Source organism: Bacteroidota bacterium (genome assembly GCA_016183775.1).
GTDB lineage: Bacteria > Bacteroidota > Bacteroidia > JABDFU01 > JABDFU01 > JABDFU01.
Genome location: JACPDY010000023.1, coordinates 131,398 through 153,596, shown reverse-complemented (window position 1 = coordinate 153,596; position 22,199 = coordinate 131,398). Strand labels below are relative to the sequence as shown.

General features: G+C 40.5%; 18 protein-coding genes. 10 read left to right on the top strand and 8 right to left on the bottom strand.

The window, feature by feature from the left end; genetic code table 11:
* Window positions 1–301: 301 nt before the first annotated feature.
* The 3 genes from HYU69_03655 to HYU69_03645 all read left to right on the top strand — a co-directional run bounded on the left by HYU69_03655 (window position 302) and on the right by HYU69_03645 (window position 1,571).
* Window positions 302–805: an ORF6N domain-containing protein gene (locus tag HYU69_03655; protein ID MBI2269434.1), complete on the top strand. Its 504-nt coding sequence runs from the start codon at window positions 302–304 to the stop codon at window positions 803–805.
* 17 nt (window positions 806–822) lie between these two features.
* Entirely contained in the window at window positions 823–981 is a 159-nt protein-coding gene (locus HYU69_03650) for a hypothetical protein (GenBank protein MBI2269433.1), read from the top strand.
* A gap of 335 nt (window positions 982–1,316) precedes the next feature.
* Window positions 1,317–1,571, top strand: coding sequence for a hypothetical protein (locus tag HYU69_03645; GenBank protein MBI2269432.1), 255 nt, complete (start codon window positions 1,317–1,319; stop codon window positions 1,569–1,571).
* A gap of 46 nt (window positions 1,572–1,617) precedes the next feature.
* Here HYU69_03645 and HYU69_03640 read toward each other — a convergent pair whose 3' ends face one another.
* Window positions 1,618–2,688 carry an anhydro-N-acetylmuramic acid kinase gene (locus HYU69_03640; protein MBI2269431.1) on the bottom strand — a complete coding sequence of 357 codons (1,071 nt, stop codon included), beginning with the start codon at window positions 2,686–2,688 and terminating at the stop codon, window positions 1,618–1,620.
* A 165-nt stretch (window positions 2,689–2,853) separates the two neighbouring features.
* Here HYU69_03640 and HYU69_03635 point away from each other — a divergent pair, with 165 nt between their 5' ends.
* Window positions 2,854–3,993: an acyl-CoA dehydrogenase gene (locus tag HYU69_03635; GenBank protein MBI2269430.1), complete on the top strand. Its 1,140-nt coding sequence runs from the start codon at window positions 2,854–2,856 to the stop codon at window positions 3,991–3,993.
* Between the two features lie 9 nt (window positions 3,994–4,002).
* Here the strand turns inward: HYU69_03635 and HYU69_03630 are convergent, their stop codons facing one another.
* From HYU69_03630 to porU, 4 genes are all read right to left on the bottom strand, one after another.
* Window positions 4,003–5,070, bottom strand: coding sequence for a 2Fe-2S iron-sulfur cluster binding domain-containing protein (locus HYU69_03630; protein ID MBI2269429.1), 1,068 nt, complete (start codon window positions 5,068–5,070; stop codon window positions 4,003–4,005).
* 5 nt (window positions 5,071–5,075) lie between these two features.
* Window positions 5,076–5,558 (bottom strand): 2-C-methyl-D-erythritol 2,4-cyclodiphosphate synthase, encoded by a 483-nt coding sequence (locus tag HYU69_03625; GenBank protein MBI2269428.1) that lies wholly within the window; start codon window positions 5,556–5,558, stop codon window positions 5,076–5,078.
* Between the two features lie 144 nt (window positions 5,559–5,702).
* Window positions 5,703–6,968 (bottom strand): type IX secretion system outer membrane channel protein PorV, encoded by a 1,266-nt coding sequence (gene porV / locus HYU69_03620; protein MBI2269427.1) that lies wholly within the window; start codon window positions 6,966–6,968, stop codon window positions 5,703–5,705.
* 25 nt (window positions 6,969–6,993) lie between these two features.
* Window positions 6,994–10,869, bottom strand: coding sequence for a type IX secretion system sortase PorU (gene porU, locus HYU69_03615; protein MBI2269426.1), 3,876 nt, complete (start codon window positions 10,867–10,869; stop codon window positions 6,994–6,996).
* 476 nt (window positions 10,870–11,345) lie between these two features.
* Here porU and HYU69_03610 point away from each other — a divergent pair, with 476 nt between their 5' ends.
* The 6 genes from HYU69_03610 to HYU69_03585 all read left to right on the top strand — a co-directional run bounded on the left by HYU69_03610 (window position 11,346) and on the right by HYU69_03585 (window position 18,055).
* The gene (locus HYU69_03610) at window positions 11,346–12,311 is read left to right on the top strand and encodes a type IX secretion system membrane protein PorP/SprF (GenBank protein MBI2269425.1); all 966 of its coding nucleotides are present in this window, start codon (window positions 11,346–11,348) and stop codon (window positions 12,309–12,311) included.
* 47 nt (window positions 12,312–12,358) lie between these two features.
* The gene (locus HYU69_03605) at window positions 12,359–13,882 is read left to right on the top strand and encodes an SUMF1/EgtB/PvdO family nonheme iron enzyme (protein MBI2269424.1); all 1,524 of its coding nucleotides are present in this window, start codon (window positions 12,359–12,361) and stop codon (window positions 13,880–13,882) included.
* Between the two features lie 268 nt (window positions 13,883–14,150).
* A complete protein-coding gene (locus tag HYU69_03600) occupies window positions 14,151–15,467 on the top strand; it encodes a UDP-N-acetylmuramoyl-tripeptide--D-alanyl-D-alanine ligase (GenBank protein ID MBI2269423.1) in 1,317 nt (438 codons plus the stop codon).
* 74 nt (window positions 15,468–15,541) lie between these two features.
* The gene (locus HYU69_03595; GenBank protein MBI2269422.1) at window positions 15,542–16,006 is read left to right on the top strand and encodes a hypothetical protein; all 465 of its coding nucleotides are present in this window, start codon (window positions 15,542–15,544) and stop codon (window positions 16,004–16,006) included.
* A 292-nt stretch (window positions 16,007–16,298) separates the two neighbouring features.
* Window positions 16,299–16,757 (top strand): hypothetical protein, encoded by a 459-nt coding sequence (locus HYU69_03590; protein MBI2269421.1) that lies wholly within the window; start codon window positions 16,299–16,301, stop codon window positions 16,755–16,757.
* Window positions 16,758–16,912: 155 nt separating this feature from the next.
* Window positions 16,913–18,055: an ATP-binding protein gene (locus HYU69_03585; protein MBI2269420.1), complete on the top strand. Its 1,143-nt coding sequence runs from the start codon at window positions 16,913–16,915 to the stop codon at window positions 18,053–18,055.
* 3 nt (window positions 18,056–18,058) lie between these two features.
* Here the strand turns inward: HYU69_03585 and hemB are convergent, their stop codons facing one another.
* The 3 genes from hemB to hemA form a co-directional block, all read right to left on the bottom strand.
* A complete protein-coding gene (gene hemB, locus HYU69_03580; GenBank protein ID MBI2269419.1) occupies window positions 18,059–19,027 on the bottom strand; it encodes a porphobilinogen synthase in 969 nt (322 codons plus the stop codon).
* Window positions 19,028–19,191: 164 nt separating this feature from the next.
* A complete protein-coding gene (gene hemC / locus HYU69_03575) occupies window positions 19,192–20,832 on the bottom strand; it encodes a hydroxymethylbilane synthase (protein MBI2269418.1) in 1,641 nt (546 codons plus the stop codon).
* A gap of 42 nt (window positions 20,833–20,874) precedes the next feature.
* Complete coding sequence (hemA, locus tag HYU69_03570) at window positions 20,875–22,107, bottom strand: glutamyl-tRNA reductase (GenBank protein MBI2269417.1); 1,233 nt, start codon at window positions 22,105–22,107, stop codon at window positions 20,875–20,877.
* Window positions 22,108–22,199 lie beyond the last annotated feature (92 nt).

The following is a 22,199-nucleotide window of genomic DNA, read 5'->3' as shown; positions in this document are numbered from 1 at the left end:
TTGTTTGCTTAAATGTGGTTTTACTTTTAACTGTAACATGTGGCTTTTTGTCCACAATATTACAAAATTATTTTATATATCTTGATAGCGGTTTAGTATAAGGACTGAAATTTTCACCCTCTCAAAATTATTGGGACATTCTGAATTAAAGACTACGCAGATTTATGCAAAGATTATTGACTCGAAAAAGCGTGAAGCTGTTAATAAAATTCCAAGCATTTCCATATAAGCCATCATCACAATTTATGATGATTGAAAAGCTATATGGTGACAATTTGCAACCTTAAATAAAAGCAACATTATGCAACTGCAAAAAATTGAAACAAAAATTTACGAAGTGAGAAAACAAAAGGTAATGTTAGATTTTGACCTTGCGGAACTCTATGAAGTAGGAACCAAAAATTTAAACCTTGCCGTCAAAAGAAATATAAAACGCTTTCCAAAAGATTTCATGTTTCAGTTAACTAAAGCTGAATGGGAAAGTTTGAGGTTGCAAATTGAAACCTCAAAGAGCAGAGGAGGCACAAGATATTTGCCGTATGCTTTTACTGAACAGGGATTATCCATGTTAAGCGGTGTGCTGAACTCCACTAAAGCCATTGAGGTGAATATAGCAATTATGAGAGCCTTTGTGTTTGTTAGACAGTATGCGTTAACTCACAAAGATTTGACCGATAAACTAAAGGCGTTGGAACGCAAGTACAACAAGCAGTTTAAAGATATACATGCGGCTTTAAATTATCTGATTGATCCTCCGCAACCGAAAAGAAAACGGATAGGGTTTAAAACAGGAAGCGGTAAATAAACTCCAGATTTGAGAGTATGGAACAGGAATTTATTTTTGAAAAGGATTTACAAACCGCTGATGAAATTAGTGGCGAAGCAAATCAAATTGTTTATTATAAAGCACAGTTGGTTAAGTATAAGAGGCTCATAGTCATACTAGTACTGACTGGACAAAAGAAACTCCAAATTATGTAAGCTTAATTGATTTTATGTTTGAACTCACACGAGCCAAATGGAAACTTCTAACATCACAAATTGGGATCTTTGAAAAAGGACAAGGAAAGGGAAAAGTACCCAAAGTATTCATAAATGTATGCGGGGTGTTTTTTAAATAACGGTAAATGCAGGGGTTTGTTGTAAGGGGGGGGTGTCTGCCTCCACTTTGCATTTGGGCAGATAAGAAATTATTCCTTAAATTAGTTTGAATAATGACAAAAATAGGTGTTACATTAGAAAAATAATTTATTTGTTTTTATTTTTGTTTTTGTATTATTTTTTTTGAAATTCGTATCAATTATAGAAATTTACACATGAAAAAAGCAAACAGCTCAAAGAAGGCATCTGCTAAGAAAGCAACGAAAAAGTCAGCTGATGAACCAAAGAAGAAGTCGGTAAAGGTTGCAGCCACTGCCGCTAAATCAAAAAAGGTATCGAAGGCCAAAGTAGCTGATGACGATGAATTCGATGAGTTTGGAGGAGAAGATGATATTAAGTTGGATGATATCAATACCAGCTTTGATGATGACGATGATGACGACGATTTCTATCCCACTGACGATCTTTAATTATAAATGTTGTTATACTAACGAAAGCTGCATTCCGCAGCTTTTTTTATAAATATATACAACCTCCGATATTATCAGCCGCGGCACCTGTAACCGATCTCAGGCAATTTATCTCATTACGCCAGCGCAGCACTCCCAGGAAAGCAAATATCAATGCTTCTTTAAACTCAATGGTATTTTTATCGGGTATAATAATTCTGTTACTGCAGTGAGCTTTTATCCGCTCAATGAGAAAGTTGTTATAAACTCCGCCTCCTGTTATTAAAAGAGGCCCGTTATTTTTGGCTGATACCTCGCATCCTTCCTCAATCTGCATAGCAGCATGTTCAGTATATGTCCGTAAGAGATCAAAAGGATTTACGCCTGATCTCTTTAATATGGGTAAAATAGCAGCCAACACCCATTCTTTGCCCAATGATTTTGGCGGCTTTTGTTTGTAATAGGACAGGGAATTCAATTGTTTTAGTAATAGCCCATTTATTTTTCCCTTGCGTGCAAGGGTTCCTCCCGCATCATATCTTTTACCAAGTTTTTGACTCAGCATATTCATTACAATATTGACCGGGCAAATATCATATGCCATTCGCTTATTTTTGCGGCAGAAGGATATGTTGGCAAATCCGCCCAGATTAAGACACAATGAGTATTGAGAAAACAATAATTCATCACCTATTGGCACCAGCGGGGCGCCTTGCCCTCCCAACGCTACATCTTTTGAACGAAAATCACAAATAACCGGAATGCCGCATTCAGCTGCAATTGCGGCTCCATTTCCAATTTGCGCAGTTAATCCGTTTTCCGGTTGATGAAATATTGTGTGTCCGTGCGACGCGATAAAATCAGGGTTTGCGCGATATTTGTTAATAAATGATCTTACCAGGCTGCCAAGATAATGTCCGTATTTGTGATCGGTAACTGCAAAGTCAAGAGCAGAGGTTTTCTCGGTGTTTTGTAAGCGTTGTAGCCATTTGCGGTCATATTGTATTGTTTCAGCAACCTTAATCTTATATGTCCATTTGTTTTGGTTGTAGGAAAACCTGCAGAACGCTATATCTACCCCATCAAGTGATGTGCCTGACATAAGCCCGATAACATTATATGCTGATGATTTGTTCATTTAAGTGGCCGTAAATCTATAAACAAGATTAGTGATTTTTGACATAAAAAGTTAAATTTGTTTTTCATAATACCATATATGGTTTCAAAACAACTTGTGTGAAGGAAATCATAGATGGTATTATGCCCGGGGGAGTAGAAGTATTAATCATTTAACCGAAGAATTATGGTGTTTGAATTAACAGAAGAGCAATTAGCGGTACAAAAGGCAGCGCGCAATTTCGCAAATGAAGTATTAAAACCCGGCGTTATTGAACGTGATAACCTGCAGAAATTTCCCTCTGAAGAGATAAAGCAATTAGGTGAGCTTGGTTTTTTGGGAATGATGGTCGACCCTAAATATGGTGGAGGGGGCATGGATACTATATCTTATGTGTTAGCCATGGAAGAGATATCAAAGGTAGATGCTTCAGCCTCTGTGGTAATGTCTGTGAATAATTCATTGGTGTGCTGGGGACTTGAAAAATACGGGACCGAAGAACAAAAGCAGAAGTATCTGGTTCGCTTGGCAAAGGGTGAAATTATCGGCGCCTTTTGTCTGTCAGAACCTGAGGCCGGATCGGACGCAACATCACAGCGAACAACTGCAACAGACAAGGGTGATCATTACTTGCTGAATGGCACCAAAAATTGGATAACCAATGGTGGTTCGGCTTCTGTTTACATCGTTTTTGCACAAACCCATCCCGAAAAGGGATCCAGGGGTATCAACGCCCTGATCATAGAAAAGGGGATGCCCGGTTTCCAGGTGGGACGTAAAGAGGATAAACTTGGTATTCGTGGTTCGGATACACATTCTTTAATGTTTACCGATGTAAAAGTTCCTAAAACAAACCGCATTGGAGAAGATGGTTTTGGTTTTAAATTCGCTATGAAAATTCTTTCCGGAGGCAGGATCGGGATCGCGGCTCAGGCTCTGGGTATTGCCAGCGGTGCGTATGAACTTGCACTTGCCTATTCAAAGGAAAGAAAAGCATTTGGCAAACCGCTTTCACAGCATCAGGCCATTCAATTTAAACTGGCCGATATGGCAACTGAAATTGATGCAGCCCGCCTGCTTTGTATAAAGGCAGCCTGGCTCAAAGACAAAGGTCTTGACTTCTCTACTGCAAGCGCTATGGCAAAATTATTTGCCTCACGGGTTGCCATGGAAACCACAACCGAGGCTGTCCAGATACATGGCGGTTATGGTTATGTAAAGGAATATCATGTTGAACGTCTTATGCGGGATGCGAAGATCACACAGATATACGAGGGTACTTCCGAAGTACAGAAGATAGTTATTTCCCGTGCTGTGTTGGCCTAGTATTTAAGATTACTTGCCCTGGTCGTAGTCCACCGTCAGTGTTGGTGTTATTGCATGCGACTGGCAGGTCAGTATATAACCTTCCTCAACTTCCGAATCAAGCAGGGCATAGTTTACATCCATGATCACTTTGCCTTCAATCACCTTTGCCCGGCACGTGCAGCATGAGCCGGCCCTGCAGGCAAAGGGCGCGTCCAGATTGGCTTCAAGTGCTGCTTCAAGTACATTCTGATGTGGTTCAAGAAACACCACGCGCTCATCTCCATCACAGATAATGGTCACTTCGGCCGGAACAATAAGACTTTGACTTACATTGTCCTTTGCGGCATCAGGAGGAGTTCCGAAATATTCAAGGTGAATATTTTTTTTGGGAACTTTCAGTGATTCAAGCGCTTCTTTTGTATTGGTCATCACGTCAGTTGGTCCGCAAACAAAAAACTCATTGAGAAGATACAGATTCACATAATTCCCGATCAGTGTTTTTATTTTTTCTTTTGTCATGCGGCCAGTATGCAGATCGCTCGTGGTATTTTTTGGCCGGCTGAACAGGTAAACTATCTTAAGTCGTTCGCCAAATGTGGCCTGGAGGTTGTCCAGTTCTTTTTTAAAAATGATCTTATTTTCATTGCTGTTGCCATAAAATAAGTTCACTGTCGATTGTAATTCAGAAGCCAACGTGGTTTTAAGTATAGATAGTATGGGAGTTATGCCGCTTCCTGCCGCAAACAGGTTATATACCTTTTTATTATATTGATTAAGGGGGGTGAAAAAATTACCCACAGGTACCATTGTTTCAACCATATCACCGGCTTTAAGTTTATCGTTGATATAAGTTGATACACGCCCACCGGCTACTTTTTTTACGGCAATACGCAGGTCCTGTTCAATTGGCGATGTACAAATGGAATACGATCTGCGCAGTTCTTCACCGTTTATCCTGAAACGTAGTGTAAGGTATTGTCCCTGGATGTAACTGAATTCTTTTTTTAAGGCTTGTGGAACTTCAAAACCCACCGACACGCAGTCGGCGGTTTCCTGTTTAACATCAACAACTTTTAGCGAGTGAAATTTCGACATAAATACTATGGTTTCTTTTCAATTAATACTACTGCATATGCGCAAATACCTTCTTCGCGTCCAACATACCCCATTTGTTCATTAGTGGTGGCTTTGATCGAGACCTGATCTTCCGAAATGCTCATTGCCTGTGCTAATACTTTTTTCATTTCAGGAATACTCGGATTTATTTTGGGTTTTTCGAGTGTCAATGTGGAATCAATGTTGCCGATTGCGTAACTTTTTTCTGATATAAGAGCGACAACCCGCTTTAAGAGCACTTTACTGTCAATGTTTTTAAACTCAGCGGATGTGTTTGGAAAATGCTGGCCTATATCGCCCAGGTTGGCAGCTCCAAGAAGCGCGTCACATATGGCATGGATCAATACATCGGCATCTGAATGACCAACAGCACCCTTGCTGTGCTGTAGTTTTATTCCGCCCACCCAAAGGTCTTTCCCCTCATGAAGCTGGTGTACATCAAAACCAAAACCAATCCTCGTTTTCATATTTATAAACGAATAACCTGCCTGGCTGGGCATTAGCTTGCGCAACGGCAGGCAGGCGAATAAAAAACGAATATACAAATTGCCTGCAAATACAAGTGCGCAAAAATGAAGGGAGATGGTGATTTTATCCGGTATCCGCTGTGACTATTGTGCTGTTTTTGAGGAATCATCATTCTGCGATTTGAAAGCATCGAAGTCGAAGAATAAGGTAAAGCGCAGGGTATTCTCAAGGGGATTGCGTTGTTGAGTGGGAATAAGGTAAGCGAAGTCAAGGCCGAATACATTATATTTAACGCCGGCACCCAGCGTAAAAAATTGACGGTTTCCTTTGGTGGCATCTTCATAGAAATATCCTATACGAACCGCAAATTGCTTGTCGTACCAATATTCAATACCGGTAGCATAATTGATTTCTTTTAATTCTTCCTTGAAGCCTCCCGGTGCGTCACCAAACGAACTGAACATAGCGCTTGGAACACTGCGGTTCGGGTCCTGCCCCGCAAGGATCTGCCTGTTACCTCCTGCATCATATAAAGGGCCGCCACTGGAGTCGGTTTTATAAACGGGTGGAGTAGGCACTAATAATTTATTGAAGTCGAACGCAAACGCAATAGAATTATAATCATCCAGGTTTACAGTAAGTGCGGTTCCCAATCGCATATTGATCGGAAGGAAATCGCGTTTTGCGCTGCTGGAATAAGAGATCTTAGCGCCAATATTGGAAATGTTCATGCCAACAGAAAGTATACTTTTTTTATCACCGAGCTTTAGGTCATCTTTACGGTAAGTTGCCGAAATATCAACGGCTACTGATTTACCTGCATGTGTGGCAGCCCCCAATACATCAACGCCATTGGTTAAGTTGGAGTAAATGTAACGTACAGTCATTCCTCCTGATAGCTCCTTCGATAACTTACGGGCATAAGCCGCATCCAGAGAAAACTCATTTGGCCGGAACTGACCTATCGTATTGCCCACAACATCAGTGAATGTAATATCACCCAACGAAAAATAGCGCAGTGAACCCGCGAAAATCTGGTCTTTCTTCGCTTTGTAATAACCCGACAGGTAAGCCAGATTAATATCGGGCACAAGCGTCCTTAACCAGGGAGTATAAGAAACGGCAAAACCCATTTTTTTATCAACAAAAGCGAGTTTCGATGCATTCCAATGAATTGAGTTGGCATCAGCGCTTGTGGCTACGCCTGCATCTCCCATTCCTCCCGCACGTGAGTCAGGGGTTATAAGTAAAAAGGGAACAGCGGTTGTAATGGTGTTTATACCTCCGGTAATTTGATTGGTGGTTAAATTCTTTTGCTGCGCAAAAGATGAGCTGTTTCCGGTTAGAATACTTCCAGCAGTTAAAAAAACTGATAGTGTAAAAAAGGAATATTTAATAAGTATGTTCATTTTTCCGGACCACTAATGTAAAAAATTAATTTAAGATTACCAGTTTTTCATACTTGTCGGCTATACTGCCATCATCGGATCGGATCTTCATCCGATAAACGTAAACTCCTCTGCCTATATTGTCACCAAAATCATCTTTCCCGTCCCAAACAATAGCATCCGAGCGAAAACCTTCAGTGGTAACCCTTGCATTGATGCTTTTCACAACTTTCCCGGTAATGGTAAATATTTGTATTTGCACATCCAGTTGTTCGCAACACCTGTTGTGTTCAAAGTAAAAGGATGTTTTCGTGGTAAAAGGGTTGGGGAAATTAAGAACGTGTTTAAGTGCAAGTTTTGCGGTTTCAGCAACAACAAACTCTGTATTCACCATGGTTGAATTGTTGTATATATCCCATACTTTAAGCGCGAGAGTGTGTTTTCCTTCACTGAGGTTACGATAAGGATAGCGAATAATTCCGCTTTTGTAACTGTTCAGATCGCTTTGGTAATAATCGTTGAGCACAGCGATCTTTTCATTGTTCCCGTCAAGTGTTGCAACGAGGTCGTGCCCGATACCATTTCCAACTGTATTGATTCCGCTGGTGTCTTTTACAATAGCATAGAGCAGGGGGTTCTCGTTGGTGGTACCTCCCAAAACGAATTTAGTATCGTTCATATATAATCTAACTTCCGGCCCGGCAGCGTCAGTAGCTGCAGTCAGCGATGAGCCGCCGATATAAAAATTTTCACAATAACCGTTCGCGTCATCAACTCCGTTTTCGGCATAATAGCTTATGCGTCCGATACCATATTGGTAGGCAATATCTTTGGGAACAACAAATGTGAAACTGAACAACCCGTTGGTAACACTTATTTTGCCTTTATATAATATATTTTTTTGCAGTTTAAATGTAAATGGAGGACTTGCTGTGGTTCCATCATTTGACAAAGTGGTTATACTTACAGGCTTATCATACACTGTAGGATAAATGACCCCATTAAATGAATCCAATGTGTCGCCGTATTTGTCGGTGAGATGCCCGTGTACAGTAAACGTGCTCAACGCTTTTAGCGTATCAACGGCAGCTATCAATTTCTTTCCATTTATACTGTCAGTGACCACATTATACTTAGGATAAGACAAACGAAGGGCGGGATCTCCAAGCAATGTAAAATTGCGGTTATTTACATTGGGGCCGCTTGCAACTTTTGTGAGGCGAAACAGGTCGCCGATCCGGGCTTTTTGTCCGTCGGGTAAGGTGTCAAAAGCGTGAGCATAAAAATTCATATTCAGGGTGAAGTTAGGCGATGAATAAACCAACCGTACCGTGGTTAATAACCCTATCCCTCCGCCTTTAGGGTTCAGTAAAACAATTTCGCCTGCCGATGTTAATGCCGGATTGTCAAAGCGGCTGAACTCGCAGGTGGCGGTAACAAACAATGGCAATCGATAGAGGTTTTCCCAGTTTTCAATAGTGCTAATTTCAACTACCCTTTCGTGTGATAAACCAATTTCTCCTCCATGGCCGGTATAATTCATAATAAGGGCTCCTTTGGATACGCGTTTGTTGATGGCATCAGTAGCGTCAGGGTAGCGGTTCCCTCCCGGGGTGGCCTGCTGTGCAGTGGCATCGAAATAAACTTTGTCAATGTTGTAGTTTTTGTAATTGGTATTGACAACTGTAGCCATCTGGTCAGCCTGGCTTTCATGCGTGTTGTTGTCCTCATCGTCTCCTATAAAGCAGATCATATTACGCCAGTCGCCATAGGCAGAAGTGTTTTCAAGGTTGTTGCAGGCGGCTCCCTGCCCGGCTGTTGCAGGCGCCTTGCTTGAATATAAAATTATTTTATTGAGCATATCCCGGGCTTCCTTTACACTTTTTGCAGGAAGGCGGCCAACGCCAATGTCAATGAGATCTGTCGATGTTTCGGACCAGGTCCCTTCGTTATTATCGAGTAAGCCATAAAAATCGTCTGATACATATGATCCGGTCGGGTCATGCGAATTGTCGGATTGATAGGTCGGAATAAAGTTGGAATTGTTTAAAAGGCGAAATTTGTTATCATACGATCCGTCACCGAAAAGCAATAAATATTTAGGCAGGTCGGTATAGCCGGTTGATCTGTCGTAGAACATTTTCATAAAATCACGGATGGCCGATACATCCTGTGCGCCGGAAGAAAATTCATTGTATATCTGCTGGGGAGTTACAACCACAACACTCATGTTGTCGTTGGTGCGATGGTGATCCGCAAGTGCAAGAGCTTCATTGAAAAACAAGGGATGTGAAACAATAACAAGGTCGGATTGCGGAAGACTATGCAGATCCTGGTTAGGTACCACCCCAATTGCGGTTGGGGTATAAAAACTATTTCCATTAAAGGCAATGAACTCGCGCAAGGAATCGGAAGCCAAAGTAAATTGAAAAACACCTCCGCTGTTTGCTGCAGACTGAAGTTTGACATTGGTTGGGTCGGTGACTTCCCATATCTGTAAATTATCAAAACTCGATAAATTGAATTGAGCTACTTTACCGGCGCCAACCGATTTTGAATCGCGGAATTGCATTTGATTGCCGGTCATGCTTAATATCCTTCGAACATTCACTTCAATGTAATTCATCCATCCCACGGCATCAGCTGTTTGTTTGGTTGTAGTAACATTAAGGGGGGAAGATGGGCTGTTGACGCTGAGGCAAGTGCTTCCGGCTGCGGCATAGTCGCCATAATAAAGGCTCACAGGCACTGAAGGAGCAGTCAGGGTTTGTGAGGCAGAACCGCAGGTTACAAGATAGGTGCTATTGTTGCTGCAGCGGCTTATCAGGTCCGCCTTGACAACCGCCGGAGTTGAAGTATCCATATTGGGAAAGTTGTAAGCGACATTAAATGTAGTGAGGATATCAAAGTTAAAGCCATACCACTCCCGTCCGGATTTGATCAGGTTAGTCGCATCATCTTCGGTGAAAGCATAATCGTCAAAGGATGTAACATTGTCGGTTGAAGATGATAATGAGGATTGCGGGGTTATTCGTTTTCCGCCTCCAAGGTCGGCTGTAATAAAATAATAGGTAGTATCAGAATATAAATTCTTATTGTGCTGAAAGGCGGGACAAAATCCGGGTTTGTAATTCCATCGGTTAGGGCCCTGACCGTAAAATAAAATGTAGTCGGCAGAGTCAAGTTTTCCGTCGCTTTCGCCTGTTACCTCGATCGCGTTCTCGGCAAGATCATCTTTTCTGTATATGGCATTAGCGAAGGGCAATTGACCGCCTCCGTTTCCATAAATACGAATGTTGCGCGGATCAATGGTAGTTACATCCAGTCCTGCATTTTTCAAAAAATCATAAGTTAGTTTATAGACACCGTCACGTGTCAGTCCTATTCTGAACCATTTGCCGGTTGCAAGTACTGAGTTTGAAGCATAAATTTTTTGATCCGGTGAATATGATTTTGCTGTTGCATTCGCTGTTGTATTGTTTGAACTTGTGCTTAACTGCAGCTTAAACGAAACTAATTTTTCATATTTACCAGATGATGGGTTTTTGCGAATGGGTATAAAACGTATCAGTGCATATGGTACTTTCCTGTCGTAAGCAATTGCCACGTTTGGCTTAATTTCATTGTTGCTGATCGACACCAATTCAATTTCCTCGCTGCTCAATTCTTCATAAACGGCATTCGATAGCTCAGCCCCTACATGAGCTGTACCGTCCGGCAACTTTATGCGTTCAAAATATTCGGGCAAATGGTTTGAATTGTATACAGCACCCTTAAACGACAGGAAGCGATTACTTTCATTCTCCGAGAATTTATTTACTTGTATGGCTTCCCACGCAATTTTTCGGTCCTGAGGAGAAGTACTACCTGAAAAAGCAATAGAATAACTCAAAAACAATATAAAAACGAATAATAATCTCATTTTTCTAAATCATTTAATGTAACGAATATAGTTGCTTAAATCTATATTCCAGGGCATTTTTATACTTTTTACAGACTAACTCATAATGCTTTTCAAAGATTATTTTATTTTGCATTAACATATAGTCATTTATCTCATTGATTAACAATAATTTAAATTATTTTTTGGCAATAAATTGTCTGTTCGGGTTCAATTATTCACGGGTGTATTGAAATTGTAAGTTTTCTTTATCATTATATGTAACAAGCTAATAATTAGCTAATTATTTATTTGTTGGTTGTATACAGGACTTCAAAATTATTTTATTATATTTGTGTTTATCGTTGTTTGGTTTTGTGTGTTAAGTCCGTGTTGATAACTTAGTTATTTTTGGTTTATTGCATAAGTTGATAATTAATAAGAATTAAAGAGGGGAAGTTTTGTAACGAAGCGTGACCGGTCAGCGTTAAATTCACAATAACAAAACTCTATTGCTCATGTTAAAACGAATTACATTTTCAATGGTCTTATTGCTTTCACTGGTATGTGGTGAAGAAGCATTTGCCCAGGATCCGGAGTTCACTCAATTTTATGCTAATCCGTTATATCTTAACCCCGCGTTTGCGGGTACATCCCGTTGTCCGAGGTTTATTTTAAATTATCGCAATCAGTGGCCCGGTATTTCAGGAACTTATGTTACTTATCATGCTTCTTACGATCAGCATATTGATGCGCTTTCAGGTGGGATAGGGCTTATGGCGATGAATGACGTTGCAGGAGCGGGTGGAATTTTAAAAAGAACATGGCTGAGCGGAATATATTCCTATCAACTAAACATTACGCGAGAATTTTCAGTTAAAATGGGTTTCCAGGCAACCTATGCTCAGGTGAGTGTTGATTGGAGCAAACTCACATTCGGAGATCAGATAGACCCTAAGCGTGGGTTTGTTTTCAATACTCTCGAAACAAATTATATTGGTAAACGTTCTTACCTTGATATATCGGCCGGAATGCTTGGATATAGTAAACGTTACTTTTTTGGTTTTGCTGTCCACCACTTAACAACACCCGATGAAGCGCTGGTTGCGGGTCCAAGCCCGTTACCCATGAAAATAACAGCTCATGCCGGTGCGGTAATTCCACTGGACATTGCCAAAGATGCCGAAACTTCAATTTCCCCGAATATATTATACATGAAACAGCAGGATTTCCAGCAAATTCTGTTGGGTATTTACCTTAATAAAGGTCCTGTAGTAGGTGGTTTGTGGTATCGTAATCAGGATTCCTTCATTGCGCTTTTAGGGTTCCAGAAAGATGTGTTTAAGTTTGGTTATAGTTATGACCTTACCGTTTCAAAACTCACTAATATAACAGCCGGTTCACATGAGGCGTCTATGACCTTGCAGTTTGCATGTAAGCCTAAAAAGAAAAAATTCAGAACAATAAGTTGCCCATCGTTTTAGTTTATGTAAGTTAACAAGTACCCGTAAAAAAACAACATAATATGAAAATGAAGAAACTATCAAAGCTGGCTTTTATTACAGGAGCGGTAATTATCGTTTCATGTTCAAAGGAGCGTTCACCGGTTACAGGCTGGGCTTATAACGAGCCCAAAAATGGTGGTTTTGAAGTAGTGCCATACATGGAACAGGAAACCGGGCCCGGACTGATCCTGGTTGAAGGCGGAACATTTACAATGGGCCGTGCTGAGCAGGATGTAACATATGATTGGAATAATGTTCCCCGCAGGATCACGGTTTCATCATTCTATATGGATGAAACAGAGGTGCGTAATCTCGATTATCTTGAGTATTTGCACTGGACCTTCCGGGTGTTCAATGCAAACTTCTATGAGATCTATAAGAAAGCTTTACCCGATACACTTTGCTGGCGCGAGAGAACCGCTTTCAATGAGCCTTATGTAGAATATTACCTGCGTCACCCTGCATACAGGGATTATCCTGTGGTTGGAGTAAACTGGCTGCAGGCAAGTGATTTCTGTGCATGGCGTACAGATCGCGTGAACGAATTTGTTTTAATACGTGAAGGTATATTGGATCATAATCCAAACCCATCTGAGGCCGATTACTTTAACACCGATCAGTATTTTGCAGGTAAATGGACGGGCCAGGTTGTAACTAACCTGCCATCTATTGATCCAAATGGTTCAGGTGAACGTCAGGTACGCATGGAGGATGGTATATTATTACCCCGTTACCGCCTGCCCACTGAAGCGGAATGGGAATATGCATCAGCTGCTTTGATTGGTAATACAATAGGTGAGCGGATCACTGAAAGACGGTTATATCCATGGAACGGACACTCAGTACGTAATCCTGAAGATAAGTTTATCGGACAGTTTTTGGCTAACTACAAACGCAGCAATGGTGATCAGATGGGTGCCGCCGGTTACCTGAATGATGCCGGTGATATAACAACTCCTGTATTCTCTTATTGGCCGAATGATTATGGATTGTATAACATGGCTGGTAACGTCAGTGAATGGGTGATGGATGTGTTTCGTCCGCTTTCTCCTGAAGATAAAGAAGATTTCCGCCCGTTCCGTGGTAATGTGTTTAAAACACAGGTTAAAGACCCTGCTAACGGACCAAACGATATTGTGATCAATACCGATTCGGTATTATATGATAAAGACAGTAATATTGTTAATATTCCGGGCATGGTAAAATGGAGGGATGTAAGTATCTCTAACAATGAGGACAACCTTGATGAACGCAGGAATTATAAGTATGCCGATAACATTAACTATCTTGATGGTGATATAAACTCGAGTGTATATTATGGGGAAGGTGAAGATGCCGCTCAACGGGGAAATAAGATCATGTATGAATATGCAGTGTATTCAATGATCAATGATAAAGCCCGTGTGTTTAAAGGCGGTAACTGGCACGACCGTGCATATTGGATGAATCCGGGCACACGCCGCTACCTCGATCAGCGCCAAACTGCGCCTTGGTTAGGTTTCCGTTGTGCAATGACACGCGTTGGCAGTCCAATCGGCTTAGGCAACTAAAATTATTGTAATAAATTATTTGGCAAAGCCCCGGGTTAGTTTTTAACTTGGGGCTTTGTAATTTATTAACTTGCTTAAAGCAATTTTTGTAAAAATTGAATTGTGAACATTCGAACAATTGAATACCGAATTAAGAAGTAAATTTCGTTTCCTTAATTTTATATTTCTTTCAATTGCTTCACTATTCGTTATTCAAATCTATTATTCATCAAGACTGTTGAGACAGAGGCTGCTGGAATATACAGAGTAATTTTAAATTCGCTTAAACATGTTCACACCTATCGCGCTTCTGTACAAAATTTTTGAACAGCATCCTGTTGTATGTACCGACACGCGTGATATTAAAAAGGAAACCTTGTTTTTTGCATTGAAGGGCGCCAATTTCAATGGAAATACGTTCGCAGAACAGGCTGTTAAGGGCGGATGCGCCTATGCTATAGTTGATGAAGAGCAATATGTGAAAGGTAAACAATTCTTATTTGTTCCGGACGTATTGGAAACCCTGCAGGCCTTGGCTAATTATCACCGGCGAATGCTTAACACTCCTGTCATAGCTATAACCGGCAGTAATGGTAAAACAACAACCAAGGAGCTGATCAGCCTGGCACTCAGCAAAAAATACAATACACTTTCTACAAAGGGCAATTTAAATAATCACATTGGTGTTCCGCTTACGTTGCTTACTCTTACCAACACACACGAAATGGCAGTGATCGAAATGGGCGCGAACCATATCGGGGAGATCGCAGGATTGTGTGCCATTGCAGAACCTGATTATGGAATAATTACAAATATCGGGCGGGCTCACCTGGAGGGCTTTGGAGGACCAGAAGGAGTGATAAAGGCGAAAAGCGAACTCTACGATTATATTAAGAAAAAGAACGGGTTATTGTTCGTGAATGCCGATAACGATCTGCTTGTAAAGCAGGCCGCCGGAAACCGTGTTTTGTTGTATGGTACTACTAACCAGGTAAATGTTCAGGGGACACTTGTTAAAGCCGACCCATTTGTAAAAATGCGTTGGAAAAGAACAGAAACAATCACCCCGTTGATCGACCGGCAATTATTGAATACGCACCTGGCCGGCAGGTATAATTTTGAAAACATTCTCGCTGCTGCATGTATTGCAAGTCATTTTGGTGTTGATGAGCAAAAAATAAATGAAGCGCTTGAAGGATATGTGCCATCGAACAGCCGTTCTCAACTGATAGAAAAAGGTACAAATAAAATTATACTTGATGCATACAATGCCAACCCGACCAGCATGAAAGCGGCCATTGAAAATTTTTCGGAGTTGAACTGGCCTGAAAAGATCCTCATATTAGGTGAAATGCTTGAACTCGGCAATGAGACTGTGGGAGAGCACCAGGCGATCATCGATCTTGTAAAAGACAAAGAGTTTAAAAAAGTGTATTTGGTAGGTAAAAATTTTAAGAAGGTGAATAACACCGTTAGCGCGCAATTATTTGAAACTGCCGATGATTTATGCGTTTATTTTAAAGAATACCCTTTGAAGAATGCCTCCATACTTGTGAAAGGCTCTCGGGGCGTGAAGCTGGAGAAAGTAGTGGAAGTTATAAATTAAAATACATGAGATATGCTTTTCTTTTTTCATGCAGCCTAATTGAACTCGTTTCTTTTGGTAAAAAGATTTTGAATATGATCAGATTTTGTTTCTTTCTTGCGTTTTGTGTTTTAGCTGTGATCAATGCCTTTGGTCAAAATGAAATGGCGACGCTTCCTTCTGCTTCTGTTGACAAAGTGACTTCAATAGACCCGACTGTTTTTATTGTGAATGCATTCACGTATAAAAGGGTCGAGGAGAAGAAAGATAATAACACCCTGCGTTTAGGTATTCATACAGATAAAATTTTTGTTATTGATAGTACTGGAAATATTCAGCCATATATAATTGACAATTTTGATTGTTCTGTATCACTGAAGGGTGGAGGGATAGAAATATTCAGTTGTGTCGGCAATTCAATTGCCGACGAAATACATACTGTGATGGCAAAAAGCGATATTGGTTCAAAAGTTTATTTTGATGGAGTTGTTGTGCGCGACAGCGATCGTAAAAGCCATAAGGATATTGTCAGGCCTTTGGTTATACAGCGGGTAAAGTAATTAAACTTAACCTATTTAGGGTCTGCTGAAAAGACAAGCCCATAGAAAACGTTCGGAAAATGATATTATTTACCCGAGCGCCGGCCACGACAAAACGCGGTGCCGTGTAGCCTTGTGTGTAAGCAATCGTTTTGTCTTGATTTCTTTTGTTACTTTTCTTCATCAAGGAAGAAAAGTAAATGAACGATTTTTTAAATATATGTGATTAAAAAGCTTGCACCTAATTTGATTGTATAGGTGTTCAATGGTTTAATTTTATTGAGGTTTGTACTTTTTCAGTAGCCCCTATTTAATGAAACGACATATTTTATTTTCTGTTTTTTTTATAGCATCAGTTTGTGGCTATGGTCGCCAAAGTTACAGGCAAACAACCACCGACTCAGCCGAAACCGTTACTCGCATTAATCCTGATCTTTTCCCGTTTGGTGTTCATATTTTCAAGCGTGTTGAAAATAAAACCGGAAAAAAAATGTACAAGCTGGGTTTAAAATCGGATAAGCTCTACGTGATTGATGCCAAGGGGAATGTTCAGGACTTTACATTTTTAAGCAGCAACCTGTTGATTCCGGTAAATGGAGGAAATGCGGCAAAAAAGATACAAAACAGAAAACTTAACAACGTAGTAAAAGACATACTTACTCAGGCAGGTACCGGTGTTAAATTCACTTTCGAAAACATTGTTGTGCAGGATAAGGCAGGCAAACAAATGACCGGGTTGGTTGAACCTCTGCAGATGGTGAAGATAAAATAGCCGGAACATCAAAATCCTTATAGATTTACAAATTGCGTATAGTCAGTTATTTAAAATATAATTATCCAAATTAATATTAATTTGGATAATTTATATATTATATTAATATTATTTAGTATATTTATATGTATAAATTAATAATAATCTAGTATATTATGGAAAATGTTGTTCAAGTAGAACGATATATTCAAAAACAATTGGAAAGCCGTATAGGCCAGCAAAAGGTGCTTGTGCTGTACGGTACACGCAGAGTGGGTAAGACTTTTTTATTGGAGCAGTTGGCGAAAAAATACGCAGCAGATAGTTTGTTTCTTTTGGCAGAGGATATTAATGTGCAGGAAAAATTAGCACAACGTACTGTTGCCAATTATAAGGGGTTGTTTGCCGGAAAAAAATTAATAATTATTGATGAGGCACAGAATATTCCGGAAGTTGGAATGGCATTAAAGTTAATGATCGATGGTATAAAAGGAATAACGATTATCGCATCCGGATCTTCCTCTTTCGACCTGGTTAATAAAGTTGGAGAACCTTTAACGGGTCGCAGCTATACACATTTGCTGCTGCCGGTAGCACAATGTGAATTAAAGAAAAGGGAGAATGTATTTGAAACTATCTCAAATCTTGAGAATCGTCTTGTGTACGGCAGCTATCCGGAATTGATCTATTTGGATTCTAATTCAGAAAAAGAAGAATACCTGAAGGACCTGGTTCAATCGTATTTGCTGAAAGATATTTTTATGTATCGCGGTTTGCGTAATTCAGATAAAATTTTGCAGCTGTTAAAATTATTAGCCTTTCAATGTGGACAGGAAGTTTCATTGAATGAATTGGCAAATACTTTGGGTCTTAATAAAGTTACTGTAGAAAATTACCTCGATCTGTTAATGAAAGTATTTATTATATATCCTCTGGGCGGCTACTCCGGCAATTTGCGCAAAGAGGTTGTAAAAAGCAAGAAATGGTATTTTTATGATAATGGAATTCGTAATGCCATCATTAATAATTTCAATATACTCGCCTCGCGGATTGACCATGGGCAATTGTGGGAAAATTATTTCATTAGTGAGCGGATCAAATACAATCAAAGCAGAAAATACAGCCCTGAATATTATTTCTGGCGTACGTATGATGGGCAGGAGATCGATCTTATTGAGCTTGTGAATGGTGGCTTAACAGCTTTTGAATGTAAGTGGGGTATTAAGAAGAAAAAAATTCCCGGCGCTTTTCATAAAGCATATCCGGATGCCTCGTTTACTTTAATTAATAAAGAGAATTATTTAGAATACATTTCGTGATCTTCATAACCACTTCTTCTGCAAAATATCTTTCGCGTGGTAAGTTATAATAATATCCGCACCCGCGCGTGCGAATGCGTACATATTCTCTAGCACTATTTTTTGCTCATCCAGCAGCCCTTGTTTGGCCGCTGTTTTAACCATGCTATACTCGCCCGATACATTGTAGCAGGCCACCGGTAATAGCGTGTTTTGTTTCAGGTTGCGTATAACATCTAAATACGCCAGGGCCGGTTTAACCATTAAAATGTCGGCGCCTTCCTGTTCATCCAGCAGTCCTTCTTTCAATGCTTCATTACCATTTCTGAAATCCATCTGGTAGCTTTTCCGGTCGCCTTTTTGAGGTGATGAATCAGCGGCTTCGCGGAATGGCCCGTAATAAGCAGAAGCGAACTTTATCGCGTACGACATGATCGCAGTGTTCTCAAATCCTTTTTGGTCAAGGAGTTTACGCATAGCACCTATCCGGCCATCCATCATATCGGATGGGGCGACCATGTCGGCGCCGGCTTGAGCGTGGCTCAATGCCATTTTAGCTAATACTTCAACGGATTCATCATTGTGAACATAATCCCCATGCAGAATGCCGCAATGGCCATGAGTGGTATAGGCACACACACACACATCAGTTATTACATACAGGTCATCACCAAATTGTTTTTTCAGTTCAGTTACTGCTTTCGATACAATTGAATTTTTGCTGAAGGACGAACTCGCGTTTTTTGTTTTTTCTTCACCTACGCCAAACAGCAATATTTTGTTGATACCATGTTTTAAACCCTGTTCAACATCTTTGATGAGTTCATCAACCGAAAAGTGGTTGATACCCGGCATAGCCGCAATGGGGTTTATTTGCTTTTTTCCAGACCTGACAAAGTAAGGATAAATGAACATGTTCTTTGATAAACGCGTTTCAGCCACCATCTCACGGATGATAGGTGTTTTACGGGTTCTTCGTGGTCGTTGGTTCATAGTAAATAAATTTTAACCGCAGAGGGCGCGGAGTGTTTTCGCAGAGAAACGCGGAGCGATTTCCGATCGCGTATAAATTTTATTTTTCTTTTCAATTTTCCTGACATTTTAATTTTTCTCTGCAGCCCTCAGCATGTTTTTTCTCCACATTATCTGCGGTTATTTTACACACTCATCACTGCCTGTACCAATCCCAGATCATCAAAAGCAGGTGGCATTGCATTGGCTTTTACTCCCATTTTACGCAATGCGTTAGCTGTAGCATCGCCCATAGCCACAGTTTTTTGCGAAGGGGAGATGTTGTGTTTTTCAAAATAGGCTTCTACATTCGATGGACTTGTAAATACCACTATTTCCGCTGCTTCGAGGTCGTCAATGCTGTTTTTTATTGTTTCATAAACAACCATATCTATTACTTGTCCGGCTTTGAATTGTTGCTGTATGGTTTTCATACTGCCTTTTGCCTGAGGGAACAATACCGTTTTGCTACCAACCACCGAGGCAAATTGTTTGCCGGTTAAGCGTGTATCCGTGGAATAACCTATAAATTCAGCCTTTTTTCCGAATTTGCGCAATTCTTCGGAAGTGCTTTTGCCAACAGCCGCGAATTTTACCTGCTCTAATTGCGGCTCCTGTTCAAAAAAATGTCTTACCGCGTTTTTGCTGGAAAAGAACACCCAATCTGTTTTAGGTAATTTACGTATAGCGATCTGTTTTATTTCTATAAGTGAACGCGCCTGCACTTTAAATCCATTTGCACTGAGTGCTTTTTGAAAATAATCATATTTTTTTGGGTCCCTGGTAATGAATACAGATGAGGGTTTTAGCTCGTTTAGTTTTTTGACTATTTTTTCGGCAAGGCCTTCTGCTTTTCTCGATTCAAAATAAATTTGTTTTGGAAAATTATTCCAGGTTTCGGCTTTTGAAGCCCATACTTTGTAAATGGGGTCTCCATCTTCATTTTCATCTTTCTCACAATAAGCGCCTAAAGGCAGCTGGCAGCCCCCGTCAAACAGGTTAAGTATTTTACGTTCCACACCTGTTGTTTCACGTACTTCGGCTTCATTCAACTGTTGAAGCAGTTGATAAAGCTTTTTATCCTGTTCACGTATCTGAAGAGCAAGTACGCCTTGTGCCGGGGCAGGAATAAATTCTTTGGGACTTATTTTTTCGGAATAAAATTCAGACAGATCAATATTCAGGCGTTCAATACCTGCAACGGCCAGCATAATGGCATCGTATTGTTTGTCGCGTAGCTTTTGTATGCGGGTAGGTACATTTCCCCTGAGATCGTGCAGGGTAATATCATCCCTGAAAGCCAGGAGCTGTGACTTTCTGCGTGCGGAAGAGGTACCCACGCTGGCATTTTTTTTGAATCCGTATTTCAGCCGTTCATCCACCGCGCTTTTATGTACCAGTATTAATTCCGAGGGGTCTTCGCGGTATGATACAGCTGCAATAGTTAAACCTTTTGGATTCTCTGTAGGGAGATCTTTGTGTGAATGTACTGCCAGATCAATTTCGCCGGCCAGCAGAACATCCTCAATTTCCTTGGTGAAAAAACCTTTGCCTTCCAGTTTATCCAGGCTCAGATCCTGAATTTTATCGCCTTGAGTTTTTATTATTTTTATTTTAGCTTCAAGGCCGATCTCTTCGAGTTTTTTTTGAATAAAGTTAGCTTGCCATAAAGCAAGGTCGCTGCCGCGGGATCCAATTATGAGGGACGAGGGGCCATGCCTGCGTGAAAAAGCTTCGGCAGGCTGACGGGGAACGCGGGACGAGGGGGAAAGTGATTTTTTTGACAAATGAGGAGCTTTTTATGAAGGGAAATACTTAATTCTACATTCTTAATTTTTAATTTCTTCAGAGAGAATGTCTTTCGCCATTTTCATGGGTACGCTGATGTATTTTTTTTCAACGTAGGAAAGTATTTTGTTGAGTACCTCTTTCGATTGTTCATCAAGACTTTCAATGTCTTTCGCGAATACGTGATTAAGTGCTGTGTTGTGTATCTCTTTTACTTTTTTTGGCACCTCGCTCATGGCCAGCTCTATTTTGCGTGTTTTCAGAACCTGACGGAACTCCGCAATGTTGCTCGATACAATTTGTTTACAGTTGTCGAGTTCTTTTTCGCGTTCGGTCATGTTTTTATGCGCGATATCCTGTAAATTATTCACGGCAATAAGGTTAATGTCGAAACTGTTAAGAACTTCGGCATCCAGGTCATTGGGGACTGCCAGATCGATCACAATTTTTTTAGAAGTATCATTGCCAACCAGTGCCGTATAAATGGCTTTGTTAATGATGCTTTGAGCGGCACCTGTGCATGTTAAAATAACATCAAAGCCTCCTGTATAATTTTTTAATTCGGTTAAGGCGTATGCTTTGGCATTCAATTCGCCTGCCAGTTTTTGCGCATTTGACAGCGTACGGTTAAATACAACAAAGTTTGTGAACCCGTGTTTCTTCAGGTATTTAGCCATTGTTGTATTGGTAACTCCCGATCCGATGATAATAAAGCGGGCGTCTAATTTTACATTCAGTTCTTTCAGTTTACGATAGGCAAGGGACACAACGGATACAGGATTGCGTGCCACATTGGTTTCCGTATATACCTGCTTGGCAGTTTCAATGGTACGTTTAATGATGATGCGAAGCAGGTCGCCTGTTAAGCCAATTTGTCTGCATTTATCATACGCATTACGCACCTGTGTTATTATTTCACGTTCACCTACAACAAGTGAATCAAGGGAAGAAGCAACATTGAACAAATGATCCAATGCCTGTTCGCCTTTCCATATAAGTACGTTTTTGGCCGCCCAATTTAGTTCTTCATTGTTCCATGTAGGAGCAAACGCTGAAAAGAAACGGGAAATAAATGCTGTATCAATTTCTGTTGAGTTCACCAATAAAAATTCAACGCGGTTACAGGTGGAGAGGTACATCAACTCACTTAATCCGCATTGCTCTTTTATGGCCGAAAGGCGTTCGGCAATTGTGTCGTCCTGCAAATGCAGTTTTCCTATGGCATCTATGCCAGTAGTTTTATGTGTAAACGCGATGATCTTGAAATGATCCATACAAACCCCTCTCTGACTCTCCCAAACGGGAGAGAACTTATTATACTCAGGCAAATATGAGGAATGAACGATTTATAATTGTCATGGAATTG